The sequence below is a fragment of the Phenylobacterium sp. genome, assembly GCF_019636135.1.
Taxonomy (GTDB): Bacteria; Pseudomonadota; Alphaproteobacteria; order Caulobacterales; family Caulobacteraceae; genus Phenylobacterium.
In genome coordinates, this window is the sequence record NZ_JAHBYD010000015.1 from 42,151 (window position 1) to 61,410 (window position 19,260).

Below are 19,260 nucleotides of genomic sequence, written 5' to 3' on the forward strand. Positions count from 1 at the left end.
GGCGGGAGAATCCTTAACGTCAAGAGTCCGCGCCGCGGCCTGCGACAGCGGGTCGCCGCATGCCCGTCGTTCGAGCCGCGCCAGGAAAGGCGGCCGTCGCCCCCGCCGCGCCTGAACCGCGCAGCGGGAGCGGGCCTATCGGCGGGTCAGCGCTTCAGCACGTCCCGGGCCGCCTCCTTCAGGGCGCCGACGCCCTTCTGGATCTTGCCTTCGACCCGCTCGGCGGCGCCTTCGGCGGCGAGGTCGGGATTGTCGGTGGCCTTGCCGACGGCTTCCTTGATCGAGCCCTTGATGTCCTTGGCGGCGCCCTTGGCTTCGTCCTTGTGCATGCTCTCGCTCCTTACGGTGTCACGCGTCCGGCATGACAGCGCCGCAGCGGCGCGGAGGTTCCGTCAGGCCGCGGCGGAGCGGGCGGTGCGGTCGAGCAGGGCTTCGAAGGCGGCGCGGGCCGAGCGCTCGGCGTCGCCGTCGCCCATCATCCGGCGCGCCTCCGAAAGGCCCAGGATGAAGCTGCGCATCTGGAAGTAGGCGGCCTTCGCCTCGGCCTCGGTCAGCGGCGGGTCGCGCAATGCCTGGAACTCGCGGATCACGGCCGCGCGGAACATGCCCAGGCCCATGTGAAGGTATTCGCGCGGGGGGCCGGGCTGATCGTCGAGTTCGGTGGTGAGCTGCATGATCGGGCAACCGCTTTCGGCCCACTCGTTCTCGCACCAGTGCAGCCAGTGTTCGAACACCGCCTCCAGGCGGCCCCGGCCGGGCGGGTGGGTCTCGGCAGGCTTCCAGACGATCTCGCCGAAACGCTCCATGACCGCCTCCACGACGGCCATCTGCATGGCGTCCTTCGACTCGAAGTGCTTGAAGAGGCCGCTCTTGGACAGGCCCACGGCATCGGCGACGTCGCCCAGGCTGACCGCCGTCAGCCCTCGCACCGCCGCGAGGCGCGCGGCGCAATCGATGATCCGTCCGCGGGTCGCTTCACCCTTGCGCAACAGGCCAAGCCTCCCTGCTTGACAGAAAGTGAACGATCGTGCTCTTTCTGGCTTAGCGACCGGTCGTGCTCTTTTCTACTGGAAGGATCACGAGAATGCAAAGTTCCTGGTGTGTGTGTTCGATCGCCGCCGCGGCGGTGTTCGCGGGCGGGACGGCGTTTGCCGCGGCGCCCGGCGCGTTCCATGGCGAGGCCAGGCTGGCCAGCGCCGCGTCGACACCGCGGAGCGAGACCATCGAAGGCGTGCAGTGGAGCTGCGACGGCGACGCCTGCACCGGCGTCGCGGCCCACAAGGCCAACCTCGATGGCCCTGTGCGCGAGTGCAGGAAGGTGGCGGCGGTGCTGGGCGCGGTCAGCGCCTACAGGTCCGGCCCCCGCGAGCTGACCGCCGGCCAGATCCGCGCCTGCAACGCCGGCGCCGCCGAGGTGCGGACCGCCGCCAGGTGAGTTTCCCTTCCCGAGCCCGGCTTCCTTTGTCCGGCCGGTCCGGGGACGCCTCGCGGGGGAGGGCCTGCGCCGTCCCCTGCGCTTTCTCGTGAACGCCCTTCCGCGTTGCGCCCGGCCCCTGCGGCCGCTATCTCCCCGCCCGACCTCCCACACCTCCGAAGAGCGAGCGGCGACGCCCCATGGCGCAGCAGTACATTTTCCAGATGCAGGGCCTGACCAAGGCCTTCCCCGGCAGCGCCAAGAAGCTCTTCGAGAACATCTGGCTCAGCTTCTACCCCGACGCGAAGATCGGCGTGGTGGGCGTGAACGGGTCGGGCAAGTCGACGCTGCTCAAGATCATGTCGGGGCTCGACAAGGAGTTCACCGGCGAGGCCTTCGCGGCCGACGGGATCAAGCGCGGCTACCTGGAGCAGGAGCCGCAACTGGACGACAAGCTCGACGTCTGGGGCAACGTCATCTCGTGGTGCGAAGAGAAGCAGATCTTCGACCGCTACAACGCCGTCGCCGCCCAGATGGGCGAGGAATACACCGACGAACTGATGGAGGAGATGACCGCGCTCCAGGAGAAGCTGGACGCCGGCGACCTCTGGGACATCGACAGCCGCATCGAGATGGCGATGGACGCCCTGCGCTGCCCGCCCAACGACTGGCCGGTGGACAAGCTGTCGGGCGGCGAGCGCCGCCGCGTGGCGCTGGCCCGCCTGCTGCTCTCCAAGCCCGACATGCTGCTGCTGGACGAGCCCACCAACCACCTCGACGCCGAGAGCGTGGCCTGGCTGCAGCACCACCTGGAGGCCTTCCCGGGCTGCGTGATCCTGGTGACCCACGACCGCTACTTCCTGGACCAGGTGACGAAGTGGACGCTGGAGCTCGACCGCGGCAAGGGCCTGCCCTACGAGGGCAACTACTCGTCGTGGCTGGAGCAGAAGACCAAGCGGATCGCGCAGGAAGAGCGCGAGGAAGCCGGCAAGAAGCGCACGATCGAGCGCGAACTGGAGTGGGTGCGTTCGTCGCCGTCGGCGCGGCGCAGCAAGTCCAAGGCCCGCCTGGCCGCCTTCGAGCAGTTGCAGAACGAGGCCGACCGCGCCAAGCAGACCTTCGCCCAGATCCAGATCCCGCCCGGCCCCCGCCTGGGCAACGTGGTCATCGAGGCCGACAACCTGGAGAAGGAGTACGGCGACAAGCTCCTCTTCAGGAACCTGTCGTTCAAGCTGCCGCCGGGCGGCATCGTGGGCGTGATCGGGCCGAACGGCGCGGGCAAGACCACGCTCTTCAAGATCATCACCGGCCAGGAGAGCGCCGACCAGGGCGCGGTGCGCCTGGGCGAGACGGTGAAGCTGGCCTACGTCGACCAGAGCCGCGACAACCTCGACCCCAACAAGAACGTCTGGGAGGAGATCTCGGGCGGCCTCGACGTGGTGAAGGTGGGGACCCGCGAGATCCCATCCCGCGCCTACGTCGGCAGCTTCAACTTCAAGGGCGGCGACCAGCAGAAGAAGGTGGGCCTGCTCTCGGGCGGCGAGCGCAACCGCGTCCACCTGGCCAAGACGCTGCTGGCCGGCGGCAACGTGCTGATGCTCGACGAACCGACCAACGACCTCGACGTGGAGACCCTGGGCGCGCTGGAATCGGCGCTGGAGGACTTCCCGGGCTGCGCCGTGGTGATCAGCCACGACCGCTTCTTCCTGGACCGCCTGGCCACCCACATCCTGGCCTTCGAGGGCGACAGCCAGGTCGAGTGGTTCGAGGGCAACTTCGAGGCCTACGAAGAGGACAAGAAGCGCCGCCTGGGCGCCGACAGCCTCATCCCCCACCGCATCAAGTTCCAGAAGTTCGCGCGATAGGGGCGGGCGCAGCCGTCGTCCGGCTCTCGTCGCTACCCGCCGACTGGATCGTCGGGGCCCGGCGGCATCTCCTTGACCCGGCGGAGCGCCGGGGCCGCGAGGCCGTAGGCCGGGCCGATCATCAAGCCGACGATCGCGGCGAACAAGGTGGCGCGCAGGCCGAAGACGCCGCCCAGCAGGCCGCCGGCCAGCGCGCCCAGCACCGCGCCGCCGCCGGCGACGGCCCGGAACGTCGCGCCGACCCGGCCGAGCAGGTTGTTGGGCAGCACGCTCTGGCGCAGGCTGGACGCCAGGATCAGCGGGACCACGCCGAACGCGTCCCCCAGCACCTGCGAGACGATCAGGGCGGCGAAGGCGCCGTCGCGGTCGGCCGGCGCGAACAGGATCAGCATCGTGCCCAGCGCCGACAGAGCCCCCGAGATCGAGATCGCCGGGCCCACGCCCAGCCGGCGCGCCATCGGCTGGGCCAGCACCGAGCCGATCATCGCGCCCGCGCCGCCCGCGGCGATGCCCAGGCCCATCAGCGCCGTGCCGAGCCCGAGGTCGCGAAGGACGTAGGCGATGTAGAGCGCGCTGAAGAAGCCGCCGAACAGGCCGCCGGTGGCGGTCATGATCAGCAGCACCCGCACGCGCGCCTCCTGCCAGGCGGCCGCGGCGCCGGTGACGAGGCCGCTCCGCCAGCCGCGCCGCCGGCTGGCGTCGGGCGCCGCCTCCGGCGTGCGGATGCGCGCCAGGAACAGGGCCGAAACGGCGTAGGTCGCGGCATTGACGGCGAGGGCGAAGGGCGCGGTCAGCACCTGGAAGAGCAACCCCGCCAGCGCCGGGCCGCCCATCTCGGCCACGGACTCGGTGGTGGCGATCTTGGCGTTGGCGTCGAGCACGTGGGCCTTGCCGACGAGGCTCGGCAGGTAGGCGTGGTCGGCGATGGCGAAGAGGACGCTGGCCGCCGCGACGACCGCGGCGACGGCATAGACCTGCCAGATCGAGAGCACGCCCAGCCAGGCCGCCAGCGGCACGCTGAGCAGCACCGCCGCGCGCAGCACGTCGGTCCGGATCAGGATGCGGCGGCGTGGCGTATGGTCGACGTAGTCGCCGGCGGTCAGGCCCACGACCAGGCCCGCGCCGCTGGAGATCGCCGCCAGCACGCCGAGTTCGGCCGGCGCCGCGGCCAGGACGACGACCGCCATGATCGGCAGGCCCTCGCGGGTGATGCGGGCGCCGAAGTCCGAGACGGACTGGGCGGCCCAGAGGCGCAGGAAGTCACGCTCGCGCCAGAGCGGGGATTTGAAGGAGACCATGAAGAGCCGAGTTCGAGCGGCGGCCGAAGCGGCCGGGCCATGCAGGGCATGGGGCGTCCGGTGAGCCGATTTTCTCGAGCCGCCGCCGGGCTCACCGAGCGGCGTTACTCCGCGAACCGGGCGGCGAAGTCAAGCTTGCGCGAGGAAAAGCTGCGCCCCAGGGCGAAGCCCGCTACAGGACGAGGCCGGTTGGGGAGGCGTGCATGGCGGGTCCGTTGGTGGCGATCTCGGCGCGGATCATCGCGGCGCTGCGGCCGGCGTTGAGCGCGGCGGGGTACGAGACCGCCCTGGCCTGGGAGCTGACCGACGCCGAGCGGCCGCAGGTGCGGGCGCTGCTGCATGCGGGCGAGTTCGGGCTGACGCCGGAGTTCCTGGAGAGCCTGCCGAACCTGGAGCTGATCGCGGTGATGACGGCGGGCTACGAGGGCGTGGACGTGGCCTGGTGCCGGGCGCGCGGGATCGAGGTGACCTACGCCGGCGGGGTCAACGCCGACGACGTGGCCGACCACGCCATGGGCCTGCTGCTGGCCTGCGCCCGCGACATGCACGTGCAGGACCGGACGATCCGCGAGGGCCGCTGGCGGCTGGAGGACCGGCTGACGCCGCAGCCGTCGCTGACCGGTCGGCGCGTAGGCGTCGTGGGGCTGGGCCACATCGGGGCCGCGATCGCGCGGCGGTGCGAGCCGTTCGGGCTGCGGGTGAGCTGGTGGGGGCCGCGCCCGAAGGACGCGCCGTGGCCGCGCGCGGAGACGCTGCTGGAGCTGGCGGCCGACAGCGATATCCTGGTCGTCGCCTGCCCCGGCGGCGAAGCGACCCGCGGGCTGATCTCCGCGGAGGTGATTGACGCGGTGGGGCCTGAGGGCATGATCGTCAACGTCAGCCGCGGCTCGGTGGTGGACGAGGACGCCCTGATCGCGGCGCTGAAGGCCGGCCGCCTGCGCCGCGCGGCGCTGGACGTGTTCCAGGCCGAACCGACGCCCGCCGGGCGCTGGGCCGACGTGCCCAACACCCTGCTGACGCCGCACCGCGCCGGCGGCACCACCGAAGGCATCCCGAACATGGTCGCCGAGGCGCTGGAGAACATGCGCCTCCACTTTGCCGGCCAGCCCGTGAAGTCGCCGGCGCCGGCCTGAAGGGCTTGACGGCATCACATATAAAGATATCTTTATGTGCGATGAAGCTCTCGGCGAAACAGACGGTCGATGTGCTGCGCGCGGCGGGCGAGCCGACGCGCCTGCGCATCCTCGCGCTGCTGGAACGGGAGGAGCTGGCGGTGCTGGAGCTGTGCCGCGTGCTGGACCAGAGCCAGCCGCGCGTCTCGCGGCACCTGAAGCTGCTGGCCGAGGCCGGGCTCGTCGAGCGGTTCCCGGACGGCGCGTGGGTCTTCTACCGCCTCTCCGGCGCAGGCCGCGAGCAAGAGGTGATCGGCGAGGTGCTGGCGCGGATCAACCCGGACGACCCGGGGCTGGCCCGCGACCGGCGCAAGCTGGACGACGTGCAGGCCGAGCGGTCGGAGGCCGCCCAGGCCTACTTCGCCGAGAACGCCGCCCAGTGGGACCGGCTGCGCTCGCTCTACGTGTCGGACGCCGACGTCGAGGCGCAGGTGGTGGCGGCCGCGGGCGGCCATCGCGTGCGCCGGCTGGTGGACCTGGGCTCGGGCACGGGGCGCATGCTCACCCTGCTGGCGCCGCAGGCCGACCACGCCATCGGCCTCGACCTCAGCCAGCAGATGCTCAACATCGCGCGCAAGCACGTGGCCGAGGCGGGCCTCTCGCATGTGGACCTGCGCCACGGCGACATCTTCGACACCCGCCTGCCCGACGAGGCGGCCGACCTGGTGGTGGTCCACCAGGTGCTGCACTACCTCGGCGACCCGGCCGCGGCGGTGAAGGAGGCGGGCCGCATCGTGGCGCCCGGCGGCAAGCTGATCATCGTCGACTTCGCCCCGCACAAGCACGAGTTCCTGCGCGAGCAGCACCAGCACCGCCGCCTGGGCTTCTCGGACGACGAGATGGCCCGTTGGCTGGCCGAGGCCGAGCTGCCCGCCGCCGCCCTGACCGCGCTGCCGCCCAACCAGGCCGACGGGCTGACCGTGAAGATCTGGGCCGCGCAGCGCGCGCCCACCGCCCTCAGGAGCGCGGCATGACCCCGGCCGACACCGCCCTGGGCCCCGTGGCCCGCGCCGGGGCCGGACAGGGCCCGCGCCCCCGCGTCTCGTTCGAGTTCTCGCCGCCCAAGGGCCCGAAGAGCGAGGAGAGCCTGTGGGAGGCGATCCGCCGGCTGGAGCCGCTGAGCCCCGAGTTCGTGTCGGTGACCTATGGCGCCGGCGGCTCGACCCGCGAGCGCACCCACCGCACCGTCGTGCGCATCCTGAAGGAGACGACGCTCAGGCCCGCCGCGCACCTGACCTGCGTCGAGGCCAGCCGCGCCGAGGTGGACGAGGTGATCCGGGACTACTGGGACGCCGGCATCCGCCACATCGTGGCCCTGCGCGGCGACCCGCCGGGTTCGCTGGGCGGCGCCTACGCGCCGCGCGCCGACGGCTACCAGAACGCCACCGAGCTGACCGCCGGCATCAAGGCCATCGCGCCGTTCGACGTGAGCGTGGGCGTCTATCCGCAGATCCACCCGGAGAGCCCCTCGGTCGACCACGACATCGCGGTGCTGAAGGCCAAGGTGGACGCGGGCGCGACGCGGGCGATCTCCAACTTCTTCTTCGACATCGACGGCTACCTGCGGTTCGTGGAGCGGATCCGCAAGGCCGGGATCGACGTGCCGATCCTGCCCGGGATCATGCCGGTCTCCAGCTTCGAGGGCCTGCGCAACATGTCGGGCCGCATCGGCGTGGCCATCCCCGCCTGGCTCGCCAACCACTTCGAGGGCCTGGACGCCGACCCCGAGACCCGCAAGCTCGTCGCCGCCTCGGTGGCCGCCGAGATGTGCGCCAAGCTCGCCGAGGAAGGCTTCTGCGACTTCCACTTCTACACGCTGAACCGCGCCGACCTGACCTATGCGATCTGCCGGGTCCTGGGCGTGCGCGAGGCCCCGCCCGCCGAACCGAGGGAGGCTGCGGCATGAGCTCCGTCGTGATCGTCACGTCCAGGCTCCGCGCGCCAGGGCATCGGGACCGCTTCATCGCCCTCAGCCGCGAGACCGAGGCGTGGATGCACGCCCAGCCCGGCTTCGTCCGCTACGAGCTGTTCGAAGGCGACGGGGCGTGGACCGACACCATGCTCTGGGAGAGCGCGGCCGCAGCCGACGCCGGGAACCGCGCATTCGCGCGCACGCCGCTCGCCGCGGCCTTCGCCGAGATCGTGGACGGCGACTATCGCGGCTTCCAGGGCCGCCTGTTCGACCTGCAGGAGCTTGCCCGATGACACGTCAGGACCGTATCGCAGCGCTGAAGGCGGCCGCCAGGGAACGCGTGCTGATCCTCGACGGGTCGTGGGGCGTGATGATCCAGAAGCGGGGGCTGGCCGAGGCCGACTACCGCGGCGACCGCTATGCGGACGCGCCCGGCCAGCTCAAGGGCGACAACGACCTGCTGTGCGTGACGCGGCCCGACATCATCGCCGACCTGCACGACCAGTATTTCGCCGCCGGCGCCGACATCTCCGAGACCAACACCTTTTCCGCCACCACCATCGGCCAGGCCGAGTACGGCATGGAAGCCGCCGTGCGCGACATCAACCTGGAGGGCGCGCGCATCGCCCGCGAGGTCGCCGACCGCTGGACCGCGAAGGAGCCGGGCAAGCCGCGGTTCGTGGCCGGCTCGATCGGGCCGCTGCCGGTCATGCTGTCGATGAGCTCGGACGTGAACGACCCGGGCGCGCGCAAGGTGACCTTCGACCAGGTCTACGAGGCCTACTCGGAGCAGGTCCGCGCGCTGCACGAGGGCGGCGTCGACCTGTTCCTGATCGAGACCATCACCGACACGCTGAACTGCAAGGCGGCGATCAAGGCGGTGCTGGACCTGGAGGACGAGGGCTACGAGCCGCTGCCGATCTGGATCTCCGGCACGATCACCGACCGCTCGGGGCGCACGCTGTCGGGCCAGACGGTGGAGGCGTTCTGGAACTCGGTCCGCCATGCCAAGCCGTTCGCCATCGGCCTGAACTGCGCGCTGGGCGCCGACCTGATGCGGCCCCACATCGCCGAGCTGGCGCGGGTGGCCGACACCCTGGTCTCGGCCTATCCGAACGCTGGCCTGCCCAACGCCATGGGCGAGTACGACGAGACGCCGGACCAGACCGGCCACATGCTGCACGAGTGGGCCGAGCACGGGCTGGTCAACATCCTGGGCGGTTGCTGCGGCACGACGCCGGACCACATCCGCCACGTCGCCGAGGCGGTGCGGGGCCTGACGCCCCGCGCCGTGCCGGACAGGCCCAAGGCCATGCGGCTCGCCGGCCTGGAGCCCTTCGAGCTGGCGTAACCCGCTCATCCCCGCGCATGCGGGGGCCCAGACTTGTGGCCTTGCAAGGAAATCAGCCTGGGTCCCCGCATTCGCGGGGATGACCGGTGGTAAGTAGGACGAAATGAGACCGGTCTTCATCAACGTCGGCGAGCGGACGAACGTCACGGGCTCGGCGAAATTCCGCAAGCTGATCGCCGAGGGGCAGTACCCCGAGGCGCTGTCGGTCGCGCGCCAGCAGGTGGAGGCCGGCGCCCAGGTCATCGACGTCAACATGGACGAGGGCCTGCTGGATTCGGTCGCGGCCATGCGGACGTTCCTGAACCTCGTGGCCGCCGAGCCGGACATCGCCCGCGTGCCGGTGATGATCGACAGCTCCAAGTGGGAGGTGATCGAGGCCGGGCTGAAGTGCGTCCAGGGCAAGGCGATCGTGAACTCGATCTCGCTGAAGGAGGGCGAGGCCAAGTTCCTGGAGCAGGCGCGCGCCTGCCTCCGCTACGGCGCCGCGGTGGTGGTGATGGCCTTCGACGAGGTGGGCCAGGCCGACACCGCTGAGCGCAAGGTCGAGATCTGCAGGCGCGCCTACGACATCCTGGTGGACGAGGTGGGCTTCCCGCCCGAGGACATCATCTTCGACCCCAACATCTTCGCCGTGGCGACCGGGATCGAGGAGCACGACAACTACGCCGTCGACTTCATCGAGGCCACGCGGCGGATCAAGGCGGCTTGCCCCTACGCGCGCATCTCGGGCGGCGTCTCGAACGTCAGCTTCTCGTTCCGCGGCAACGAGCCGGTGCGCCGCGCGATCCACTCGGTGTTCCTGTACCACGCCATCGCCGCCGGCATGGACATGGGCATCGTCAACGCCGGCGACCTGCCCGTCTACGACGACATCGACCCCGAGCTGCGCGAGGCGGTCGAGGACGTGATCCTGAACCGCCGCCAGCGGACCAACATCTCCAACACCGAGCGGCTGGTCGACCTGGCGCCGAAGTACAAGGGCCAGAAGGGCGAGGCGAAGGGCGCCGACCTCGGCTGGCGCGAGCAGCCGGTCGAGGGCCGGCTCAGCCACGCCCTGGTCCACGGCGTCACCGAGTTCATCGAGGCCGACACCGAGGAGGCCCGCGCCGCGGCCGAGCGCCCGCTGCACGTGATCGAAGGCCCGCTGATGGCCGGGATGAACGTGGTGGGCGACCTCTTCGGCGCGGGGAAGATGTTCCTGCCGCAGGTGGTGAAGTCGGCCCGCGTGATGAAGCAGGCCGTGGCCTACCTGATGCCCTTCATGGAGGCCGAGAAGGACGGCGGCGAACGCCAGTCGGCCGGCAAGATCCTGATGGCCACCGTCAAGGGCGACGTCCACGACATCGGCAAGAACATCGTGGGCGTGGTCCTGCAGTGCAACAACTACGAGGTCATCGACCTCGGCGTCATGGTCCCGGCCGACCGCATCCTCGATGAAGCCGAGAAGAACGGCGTCGACATCGTCGGCCTGTCGGGCCTGATCACGCCCAGCCTGGACGAGATGGTCTACGTGGCCTCCGAGATGGAGCGGCGCGGCATGAAGATGCCGCTGCTGATCGGCGGCGCCACCACCTCGAAGACCCATACCGCGGTGAAGATCTCGCCGCGCTATCCGGCCGGATCGACCACCTATGTGCTGGACGCCAGCCGCGCCGTGGGCGTGGTCTCGAACCTGCTGTCGCCGACCGAGAAGCCGAAGTTCCTGGCCGCCACAGAGGCCGACTACGTCAAGGTGCGCGAGCAGTTCGCGCGCGGGCAGGGCAACCGGGCGCGGGCCACGATCCAGGACGCGCGCGACAACGCCTTCACGCCCGACTGGACCACCTACGACCCGCCGAGGCCGTCGTTCCTGGGGACGCGGACCTTCGCGCCCTACGACCTGCCGGAGCTGCGCCGCTACATCGACTGGACGCCGTTCTTCGCGAGCTGGGAACTGGTGGGCCGCTTCCCGGCGATCCTGGAGGACGACGTGGTCGGCAAGGCCGCCACCGACCTCTACGCCGACGCCCAGCGCATGCTGGACCGGATCCTCCAGGAGGGCCTGCTGGAAGCCCGCGGCGTCGTCGGCTTCTGGCCCGCCAACACCGACGGCGACGACGTGGTGGTCTACGCCGACGAGGACCGCCAGACCGAGATCGCCCGGCTCCACACCCTGCGCCAGCAGATGCTGAAGTCGGGCGACGGGGCGAACGTCGCCATGGCCGACTTCGTGGCGCCCGTGGGGACCAGGCCGGACTACATCGGCGGCTTCGCGGTGACCGCCGGCCACGGCGAGTTGGCCCAGGCCAGGGCGTTCAAGGACGCCGGCGACGACTACTCCGCCATCCTGTTCACCGCGCTCGCCGACCGCCTGGCCGAGGCGTTCGCGGAGGCCATGCACCGCAAGGTGCGCACCGAGCTCTGGGGCTATGCGCCGGACGAGCCGTTCGACGTCGACGCCCTGATCGCCGAGCAATACCGCGGCATCCGTCCGGCCCCGGGCTATCCGATGCAGCCCGATCATACCGAGAAGGCGACGCTGTTCAGGCTGCTGGACGCCACCTCGGCCGCGGGCATCGAGCTGACCGAGAGCTTCGCCATGACCCCGCCGGCCGCCGTGTCCGGCCTCTATTTCGCCCACCCGGAAGCGCACTACTTCGGCGTCGGCCGCATCGAGCGCGACCAGGTCGAGGACTACGCGCGACGCAAACGCTGGGACCTGCGCACCGCCGAGCGCTGGCTCGCCCCCATCCTCAACTACGAGCCCGCCTGATGACCCCCGAAGCGCGCAACAAACTGGTCGGCCGAGTGATGATCATCCTGCTCGGCCTGCTGCTGGCGGCCTATTTCGTGCCGAGCTTCCTGAGGTAGGCGCCGCCGCTCAACGGGCGCAGAGTGCCGCGAGGAGGATCGCCCGCATGCCCAGCCTCGAGCACCTGCCCGCCGACGCGCCGACCGCCGAGATCATGGCGGTGCTCGATCGCGACGGGGCGCTGATCCTGGACGACGCGCTGTCGGCCGCGGAGGTCGACGCGCTGGTCGCGGAGCTGACGCCCTATGTGGACGCCACGCCCACCGGGAAGGACAGCTTCACCGGAAGCCGGACGACGCGGACCGGGGCCCTCGTGGCGCGCTCGCCCAGGACGCGGCCGCTGGTGATGGACGCCCGCGTGCTGGCGCTGGCCGAGGCGCTGCTGAAGCCCAACTGCCACCGCTACCAGCTCCACCTGGCGCAGGTGATCCGGATCATGCCCGGGCAGCCGGCGCAGGCGATCCACCGCGACCGCTGGGCCTGGGGCCGGCAGATGCCGGGCATCGAGCCGCAGCTCAACACCATCTGGGCGCTCACCGACTTCACGGCGGCGAACGGGGCGACGCAGGTCTGCCCCGGATCCCAGGCCTGGCCCGACGACCGCAAGGCCGAGCCGCACGAGATCGCCCGCGCCGAGATGAGGAAGGGCTCGGTGCTGATCTACACGGGCACGGTGTTCCACTCGGGCGGCGCGAACGATGCTGATCCCGATAGTGAGAAGAATGGGGACCGCTGGGGCCTCAACATCACCTATTCGCTCGGGTGGCTCAGGCAGGAGGAGAACATGTACCTCTCGTGCCCGCCCGAGGAGGCGCGGAAGCTGGAGCCGGAGCTGGCCGCGCTGGTGGGCTACGCCATGAGCAACTACGCGCTGGGCTACTACACGCCGCCGCTGCCGGCCGGCGCCGGGCCCGAGACCGTGCCGCCCGAGTGGTCGCTGGGCGTGCCCGACGACGCCGAGGGCAGCCTGGGCGGCGCGGCGCTGCTGGCCGAGGTGATCGCGCGGGCCTCCGAGGCGCGCGAGGCGCAGGTGAAGCCGGTCGGCTGAGCCGCCTCAGGCCCTGGATGACGGTCTCCTCTTGATAGGCCAGTAAGGCGTGGAGCATGCGCGGCGACCCCAGGACGGACCGCGTGGCGATTTCCCGACAAGTCGGTGAGCGGGGCATGCAGCGTCGCCGGGCTGCCGGCTGTCGTCGGGTCTAGTCGCCGGTGGGCGAGCGGACGTCGCTCTGGATGCGGTAGATCTGGTCGCGGGCGTCGTTCTTCTGCTGCTCGAACACCTTGCGATCCATGCAGCGCTTGACGGGGATCTTCGAGCCGCTCTGGGCGTCGTTGAAACAGACCTTCTTCGGCTTCGGCTGGCCCTTGCCCTCGATGATGCCGTAGGTGATCGCCTGGCCCTCGGCGGTGACCGGCGCCACCGTGACGGTCTGTCCGGGCGAAGCTGGCGGCGTGGCGGGGCCCTGCGCGAGGAGGAAGAGGGCGGCGAGCGGGATCGGCATGTGGTCCTGCGCCTAGCGGGAAGGCGGCGCGCGCGCGTCGTCCTGGACCTTGCGCACGTAGTCGCGCTGCTCGCGCTGGCGCTGCTCGAACTCGCCGCGGCCCATGCAGCGCCGGGTGGGGATCTTCGAGCCCAGGACCGGGTCGTTGAAGCAGACGCGATCCGACTTGGCGGCGCGCTTGCCTTCGACGATACCGAACGTCATCGGCGCTTCGGACGACACGGGCGCGACGGTCGCCGCGGCCGCGGCGGGGGCCGGCGGCGTCGCCGGATCGGGCGTGGCGGGCGCGCCGGACTGCAGCAGGGCGGCGAGGATCAGCGACAGCATCTTGGCGGAACTCCCCGTCGGGCGGTCACATGCGGCCCAGGGTCCGGAGCCGCCGGCATCATGCCGGTCGCCCGGGACGGGGCCAAGCGCGAAAACGCGCCCGCGCGGGCGTCGGACAGCTAGGATCTCCGTCCCAGGCGCGGCTCGGTCCCGGCGAGCAGCCGCCGGATGTTGGCGCGGTGCAGGAAGACGACGTACGCGCCGCCCGCGATCACCATCAGCCGGTAGGGCAGCGGGTGGTCCAGCGCGCAGACGACGCCGACGGCGGTCAGCGCCGCCAGGATCGACCCCAGCGAGACCATGCGGAACACGGCGACGGCGACGGCGAAGACGGCGAGGCCGCCCACGCCCACCGGCCACGACATCGCCAGCAGCACCCCCAGCCCCGTCGCGACGGACTTGCCGCCCCTGAAGCCGAGCCAGACAGGCCGGGCGTGCCCGATGAGCGCCGCGAGCCCGGCCAGGCAGACCGCCCAGGGCAGGGCGGACGGCAGATCGACGAACGTGACCGACGGCTGCGCTTCGAGCCAACTCCAGAGCGTGCGGGCGACGGCTATGGCCGCCACGCCCTTCAGCACGTCGATCAGCAGCACCGCCGCGCCGGCCCACGGTCCCAGGGTGCGAAGCACGTTGGTGGCGCCGGTGGACCCCGAGCCGAGGTCGCGGATATCCACGCCCCTGAAGAGCCGGCCTGCGATGTAGCCCGTGGGGAACGAGCCCAGGAGATAGGCGACGGCCAGGCCGGCGAGGCTCGCGATCCAGAAGACCATGGGATGTCGACCTCGGCGACCGTGGAGCGGGTCCGCGCGTTCGAGCATCGCAGCCCGAACGGGCGACGGAGCCGCAGCATGGATCGATTCACCGGCCCGCGCCTGGGCGAGACGCACTCCCCTGTGAGGCGAAGATGTGACCGGCCCGCATCGTTTGCGAAAATGCAGAGCCGTCATGCGAACTCACCGATCCTTCATCTTCGCCGGCGATGCTATCTGAAGCTTGTCCACACGGACGGCCCGCTCCCCACGGGTTTCTCCCCAGACTGAAGGTCCAGTCATGAGCCTCTCGCAGATCCGGAGCCACGTCGATCGGATCGTCCCAGCCCTGCTGCTGACGGCGATGTTCGGCCTGGTGTGCGGCTTCGCGGCGGTGGGCATGGTGGGCGCCTGAGGCGCTCAAACCCCCCGGCCGCGCGGGCCGACCTCATTCTCTCGCGAATACGGTGGAGGGTCCCTTTCGGGGCCCTTTTTCGTCTGGCCGGACCGTGGCCGTCGGCTGTCGCGAAGATGAACGACGGGCTCCGGGGGCGTTCAGGGGCCGGCCCTTAGGGTGTCTCCAACGTTTTGAAGGAGACGAGCCATGACCAAGACTTTCGCCAAGGCCGCCCCGAAGGCCCTCCTGGCCCTGACCGTGGCGGGCGCCATGGCGCTGCCGGCGGGTCAGGCCGCGGCCGCGTCCAAGACCGAAAGCGCCCTGCTCGGCGCCCTGATCGGCGGCGTCGCCGGCGCCGCCATCGGTAACGGCAAGGGTGAGGCGGTGGCGATCGGCGCCGTCGCCGGCGCGGCCCTCGGGGCCGCCGCGGGCAGCGACAACGACCGCCGCGACTACGGCCGGACCGGCTATTCGTACCGGACGAGCCAGCCCTACTATGGCCGCGACACCCGCTACCGGACCAACGACCGCGGCTACTACGGCGGCCACCAGCCGTACGGCTACAGCGCTGGCCGCTACAACGGCCACAGCAGCGGCTACTACTACGGCCGCTAGAGGCGGGAGAGGGCCCCTCGGGGCCCTCTTTCGAATCCTACGATTGTCATCCCGGTTTCGCCGCAGGCGAAGACCGGGACCCAACCCTCCGGTGCTCTGAGATGGTGCTCTGGCCTCGACTGTCGGGGCCGGTCTCCCACCGTCGATACGCCCGAAGGTTGGGTCCCGGTCTTCGCTTCGCGAAACCGGGATGACACGCGGGGATGACACCCGGTGTGGAACGGTGATGCCCGGAGCCGCAGGAGGGCTACGCTCACGGGGGCTCTACTCCGGCGGCTCGCGGCGGTGTTCGCGGTACCAGCAGAGCTGTTCGCTGGTGGCGAGCAGCTTGCCGTCGCGCCGCCAGTAGCTGGAGCGCTCGTCCGAGGCGCCCCCGGCGCCGACCCGGCCTTCGCACTCGACCAGGATGAAGTCGTGCCCGACCTCGGCGATCTCGGCGACGGTGGCGTGCAGGTAGACGGTGAGCGAGAGCGTGGTCGTCATCACCGTCGGGCCCAGCGCATAGAAGGCCCGCGGCGCCGAGTTGTCGGTGATCATGCCCAGCAGCGCCTTGTCGAGCGGCCCGCGGCGCGAGCGGACCCACGCCAGGGTGCGGGAATCACCGGTGGGCTCGGGCGGGAAGCTGTCGAGCGTGCGCCGCTCCAGCGCCTGGGCGCCGAAGTGCTGCGTGGCGCCGGCCATGACCGGGCAGGGCAGGCTGTCGGGATCGGGCGCGTCGGGCATGGCGGCGAAGGCGAAGGCCGGCGTCGGCGGCCGCCGGGCCATGGTGACCATCGCATGCACGCCGACCTCCTCGGATCCGGCCGGCCGCAACTCCACCTCCCAGACGCCGATCGAGCCGCCCTGGCGCAGCCGGCGCGTGCGGATGTCGAGCTCGCCGGCCGGCAGGGCGGCGGCGTAGGTGAGCGTGAGCGACAGCGCCTCGCCGACCGCCTCGGGCTCGGACTCGACCACCTTGATGCAGAGGCCGATGGCGTAGCCGCCCCAGAGGCCGCCGCCGGGGTTGCGCCACTCCGGCCCCGCCAGCGTCGTCCACCGGCCAGGGCCGAGGGCCGTGAGGGGCATCTGCAGGGTCTGGGTCGTCTCGGTCATGGACGGCTGTCTACAGGACGGCCGCTGCGTCACGGAAGAGAGCCGCGTGTTCCTCCACTTTGCGACGGACGAGGTCCCGGCGGGACCCTTTTTCGTTTCGCCCCCACGCTTCCGCCGCGCTCCGCGGGCGGCGAGCCCCGGCGGAGGTCTGCATCCAAGGCCAAGCTGGCCTCGTACTTGCAGGGAGAGTGCGAGTTCCGCAGGACGTTTCCCGAAACGCGAACCTATTTCGCCTGCGAATTGTTCGGCGTTGTGACGTACCCCCCGGCGTCCCAAGGTCAAGGTTGAAACCATGCGCCGCGGTCCCCCGCGCGGCCGGACAGGAGCAGTCTCATGCGGGGCTCTGGCCACGCGAGCACGAGTGGAAGCGACCGGCGCGCAGACTGCGCGGGCGGTCTTTTTGGTGTTTCCGGTTTGAAACATTCGCTCCGGGCCCAGCCGCGGCAAGGCGTCGCGCGGGGGTCGATCTTAACGACAGTTAGACAGCTTTGTGGCATCTCTGCCCTAGGCGACGGGTCCCGGGGGGCGGCGGCGTCCGGTTTTGGGCAACAGTCGGCAAGTGCGGTTCCGTGGCTGATTTCGATGCATCCGGTCGCCCCTGGGGGGACGAAATCGTGACGGCCGTGATGGAAACCGGACGCGGCCGCAAGCGCGCGGGCCTCGCGACCAGCCTTCTGGCGTGGCTGTGGCCCGACGCCAGGGAACAGCGCGACGAACGCGCTGGCCTGCTGGCCTGGAGCTCGCTGCTCGGCTGGCTGTGGCCCAGCGCGGTCCACGATGAGACCTACGGCCGTCCTCACGGGCTGATGGCCATCCTGTTCGGCTGGATGTGGCCGAACGTCGCCGACCGCGGCGTGCGTCGCTGGTGGCATTTCTCCTGGCTGTGGAGCTGGATGTGGCCCGGCAAGGTGCTGGGCCCCGACGGCGAGATCTGCCCGCTGGCCCCGTGGCACCCGGCGCTTCGGCCCGAAGTGTGTCCGGGCGAGACGTGGCACCACAAGCTACGCCGGCACGGTCCCGTCATGTTCATGATGTTCGGCGCGACCGCCCTGGCCTCGCCGACCCTGATGGAAGGCAACGGCATCCTCGACGGCGGCCGCCTGAACCTGTTCCGCGCCGACGGCCCGACGACTCCGGACCAGCCCACGGGCGGCGCCGATTCGAACGGCGACGGTTCCGGCGCCGAGCCGGCAGACGACGGCGGCGCCGGCGGCGCGACGTCGGGCGGCGGCGGTGCGGGCGGTGGCGCGGGTGGCGGCGATGGCGACGCCACGGGTGTCGACGGCAGCTCCGATGGCGGTGGCGATCCCGCCACGACGAACGACGATTCCGCGCCCACGGCTGGCGATCCGGCCCCGACGACCGGCGACGGCGGCACGACCCTGGTCGGCCCCGGCTTCGATCCCGGCGGCGATCTCGATCCGGGCGTGGACCTGGGCGGCAGCGGTGGTGGCGGTGGCGGTGGTGGCGGCGCCGGCGGTACGGGCGGCGGCAGCGGTGGTGGCGGCGGCGGCGGTGCGACCGGCGGCGGCACGGCTGGCGGCGGTACGGGCGACGGCGACACGACCGGCCCGACCCCGGGCGGCGGCGACCCCTTCAATCCGACGAACCCGGTTCCGCCCAGCGTGGATCCGCCCGGTCCGCTTCCGCCCACGGGCGGTCCGCCGGCCGAGCCCACCGTCCCCGGCGCGCCCGGCGGCGGCGGTGGCGGTACGAACAATCCGTTCGACCTGACGCCGCCCGGCAACAACGGCGGGAATACGGGCGGTGGCAACGGCGGCGGCGGCGAGGAAGGTCCTCCCCGCGGCGGCGATGACGGCAACCCGCCCGGCCAGACGACGCCGGTCAACCCCGGCCTCTCTGCAGCCGTTCCCGAGCCCGCGACCTGGGCGATGATGATCCTGGGCTTCGGCGCGGTGGGCTACGCCATCCGCCGGCGCCGGTTCGCCGCCTCGGTCCGCTAATAGCGTTCGTAGCCGTAGCGCGGCGGCGGATAGTAAGGCTGCGGCTGCACCGGATAGGCGGGCGCGGGAATCCAGCGGCGATCGTCCTCCTCGCGCCGCGCGGCTTCGTACGCGCGGCGGCGATCCTCCTCGTAGGCGCGCTGGCGCTCCTCGGCGTAGGCGCGTTCGCGGGCTTCGGCCTCGGCGCGGCGCTGACGCGCTGCGGTCTCCTCCACCTGGCGGCGCTGGGCCTCGGCGGCGGCGGTCTGGGCCTGGATCGCGGCCAGTTGGGCGTCGTTGAGCCGCTTCGCGCGTGCCTCGGCCTCGGCGCGGTCGCGGGCGGCCTGCTCGGCGGCGAGGCGCTCCCGCTGCCGCGTGGCGGTCTGCGCCCCGCAGACCTTCAGGTCGACCAGCCCTTGTTCCGAACCGGACAGCGACGCGGTCAGCGGCTCCTCGGTCAGCCAGGCGATGCCCAGCGCGCCGCCGCGGCGCATGGCGACCTCGGTCTCCTCCGAGAGCACCAGCTCACCCGCGCTGCCTTCGCCGCGCAGCATCAGGTTCGAGAACCGCTGCTTGTCGATGCGGATCGGCAGGAAGGCGCGGGTCGGCAGGGCGTCCTTGAAGAACCGCAGGCTCGTCACCTGGCCGTCCGAGACCAGGGCGACGGGCGTGCTGGCGCCTGAGCGCGCGATCAGGTCGAGGTCGACCCGACAGCCCGCGTCCGTGGGCGTGATCACCCAGGCCAGGGCCGGCGTGCGCAAGGGGGCCGCCTTGGCCGGCGCGGAGGAAGCTTGAGTGGGAAGGAGCGCAGCAACCACCGCGCCCCCGATGA

Annotated in this window: 19 protein-coding genes; 11 read left to right on the forward strand and 8 right to left on the reverse strand. The window is 71.4% G+C overall.

Going from position 1 to position 19,260, the window contains the following annotated elements; all coding sequences use genetic code 11:
• Nucleotides 1-146 precede the first annotated feature (146 nt).
• Both KF737_RS11975 and KF737_RS11980 read right to left on the reverse strand, forming a co-directional pair.
• A complete protein-coding gene (locus KF737_RS11975; protein ID WP_296454735.1) occupies nt 147-329 on the reverse strand; it encodes a CsbD family protein in 183 nt (60 codons plus the stop codon).
• A gap of 63 nt (nt 330-392) precedes the next feature.
• Entirely contained in the window at nt 393-989 is a 597-nt protein-coding gene (locus tag KF737_RS11980; RefSeq protein WP_296454737.1) for a TetR/AcrR family transcriptional regulator, read from the reverse strand.
• 113 nt (nt 990-1,102) lie between these two features.
• Here KF737_RS11980 and KF737_RS11985 point away from each other — a divergent pair, with 113 nt between their 5' ends.
• Both KF737_RS11985 and ettA read left to right on the forward strand, forming a co-directional pair.
• Nucleotides 1,103-1,435, forward strand: coding sequence for a hypothetical protein (locus KF737_RS11985; protein WP_296454739.1), 333 nt, complete (start codon nt 1,103-1,105; stop codon nt 1,433-1,435).
• Between the two features lie 179 nt (nt 1,436-1,614).
• A complete protein-coding gene (gene ettA / locus KF737_RS11990; RefSeq protein WP_296454741.1) occupies nt 1,615-3,279 on the forward strand; it encodes an energy-dependent translational throttle protein EttA in 1,665 nt (554 codons plus the stop codon).
• Between the two features lie 32 nt (nt 3,280-3,311).
• Here the strand turns inward: ettA and KF737_RS11995 are convergent, their stop codons facing one another.
• Complete coding sequence (locus KF737_RS11995) at nt 3,312-4,577, reverse strand: MFS transporter (protein WP_296454743.1); 1,266 nt, start codon at nt 4,575-4,577, stop codon at nt 3,312-3,314.
• A 203-nt stretch (nt 4,578-4,780) separates the two neighbouring features.
• Here KF737_RS11995 and KF737_RS12000 point away from each other — a divergent pair, with 203 nt between their 5' ends.
• The 7 genes from KF737_RS12000 to KF737_RS12030 all read left to right on the forward strand — a co-directional run bounded on the left by KF737_RS12000 (nt 4,781) and on the right by KF737_RS12030 (nt 12,851).
• Nucleotides 4,781-5,710, forward strand: a complete 930-nt coding sequence (locus KF737_RS12000; protein WP_296454745.1) for a 2-hydroxyacid dehydrogenase — start codon at nt 4,781-4,783, stop codon at nt 5,708-5,710.
• 41 nt (nt 5,711-5,751) lie between these two features.
• The gene (locus KF737_RS12005; RefSeq protein ID WP_296454747.1) at nt 5,752-6,723 is read left to right on the forward strand and encodes a metalloregulator ArsR/SmtB family transcription factor; all 972 of its coding nucleotides are present in this window, start codon (nt 5,752-5,754) and stop codon (nt 6,721-6,723) included.
• The gene (metF, locus tag KF737_RS12010) at nt 6,720-7,655 is read left to right on the forward strand and encodes a methylenetetrahydrofolate reductase [NAD(P)H] (protein ID WP_296454750.1); all 936 of its coding nucleotides are present in this window, start codon (nt 6,720-6,722) and stop codon (nt 7,653-7,655) included. Before KF737_RS12005 ends, metF begins: the two co-directional genes overlap by 4 nt.
• A complete protein-coding gene (locus KF737_RS12015; RefSeq protein ID WP_296454752.1) occupies nt 7,652-7,954 on the forward strand; it encodes an antibiotic biosynthesis monooxygenase in 303 nt (100 codons plus the stop codon). The genes metF and KF737_RS12015 overlap by 4 nt, the downstream gene beginning before the upstream one ends.
• Nucleotides 7,951-9,012: a homocysteine S-methyltransferase family protein gene (locus KF737_RS12020; RefSeq protein WP_296454753.1), complete on the forward strand. Its 1,062-nt coding sequence runs from the start codon at nt 7,951-7,953 to the stop codon at nt 9,010-9,012. The genes KF737_RS12015 and KF737_RS12020 overlap by 4 nt, the downstream gene beginning before the upstream one ends.
• Before the next feature lie 103 nt (nt 9,013-9,115).
• A complete protein-coding gene (gene metH, locus KF737_RS12025; RefSeq protein WP_296454755.1) occupies nt 9,116-11,764 on the forward strand; it encodes a methionine synthase in 2,649 nt (882 codons plus the stop codon).
• Between the two features lie 145 nt (nt 11,765-11,909).
• Nucleotides 11,910-12,851: a phytanoyl-CoA dioxygenase family protein gene (locus KF737_RS12030; protein ID WP_296454757.1), complete on the forward strand. Its 942-nt coding sequence runs from the start codon at nt 11,910-11,912 to the stop codon at nt 12,849-12,851.
• A gap of 151 nt (nt 12,852-13,002) precedes the next feature.
• On the opposite strand, the gene KF737_RS12035 is transcribed toward KF737_RS12030, so the two are convergent.
• The 3 genes from KF737_RS12035 to plsY form a co-directional block, all read right to left on the reverse strand.
• The gene (locus tag KF737_RS12035; RefSeq protein WP_296454759.1) at nt 13,003-13,305 is read right to left on the reverse strand and encodes a hypothetical protein; all 303 of its coding nucleotides are present in this window, start codon (nt 13,303-13,305) and stop codon (nt 13,003-13,005) included.
• Between the two features lie 12 nt (nt 13,306-13,317).
• On the reverse strand, nt 13,318-13,632 hold the full coding sequence (locus KF737_RS12040) for a hypothetical protein (RefSeq protein WP_296454761.1): 315 nt from the start codon (nt 13,630-13,632) through the stop codon (nt 13,318-13,320).
• Nucleotides 13,633-13,751: 119 nt separating this feature from the next.
• Nucleotides 13,752-14,402 carry a glycerol-3-phosphate 1-O-acyltransferase PlsY gene (gene plsY / locus KF737_RS12045; protein WP_296454763.1) on the reverse strand — a complete coding sequence of 217 codons (651 nt, stop codon included), beginning with the start codon at nt 14,400-14,402 and terminating at the stop codon, nt 13,752-13,754.
• Between the two features lie 583 nt (nt 14,403-14,985).
• On the opposite strand from plsY, the gene KF737_RS12050 reads away from it, so the two are divergent.
• Complete coding sequence (locus tag KF737_RS12050; RefSeq protein ID WP_296454764.1) at nt 14,986-15,393, forward strand: glycine zipper 2TM domain-containing protein; 408 nt, start codon at nt 14,986-14,988, stop codon at nt 15,391-15,393.
• 264 nt (nt 15,394-15,657) lie between these two features.
• Here KF737_RS12050 and KF737_RS12055 read toward each other — a convergent pair whose 3' ends face one another.
• Complete coding sequence (locus tag KF737_RS12055) at nt 15,658-16,485, reverse strand: thioesterase family protein (RefSeq protein ID WP_296454766.1); 828 nt, start codon at nt 16,483-16,485, stop codon at nt 15,658-15,660.
• A gap of 569 nt (nt 16,486-17,054) precedes the next feature.
• Between KF737_RS12055 and KF737_RS12060 the strand changes: the two genes are divergently transcribed.
• On the forward strand, nt 17,055-18,449 hold the full coding sequence (locus KF737_RS12060; RefSeq protein ID WP_296454768.1) for a PEPxxWA-CTERM sorting domain-containing protein: 1,395 nt from the start codon (nt 17,055-17,057) through the stop codon (nt 18,447-18,449).
• Here the strand turns inward: KF737_RS12060 and KF737_RS12065 are convergent.
• Complete coding sequence (locus tag KF737_RS12065) at nt 18,446-19,189, reverse strand: hypothetical protein (protein ID WP_296454770.1); 744 nt, start codon at nt 19,187-19,189, stop codon at nt 18,446-18,448. The two genes, KF737_RS12060 and KF737_RS12065, sit on opposite strands and share 4 nt — an antisense overlap.
• Nucleotides 19,190-19,260 lie beyond the last annotated feature (71 nt).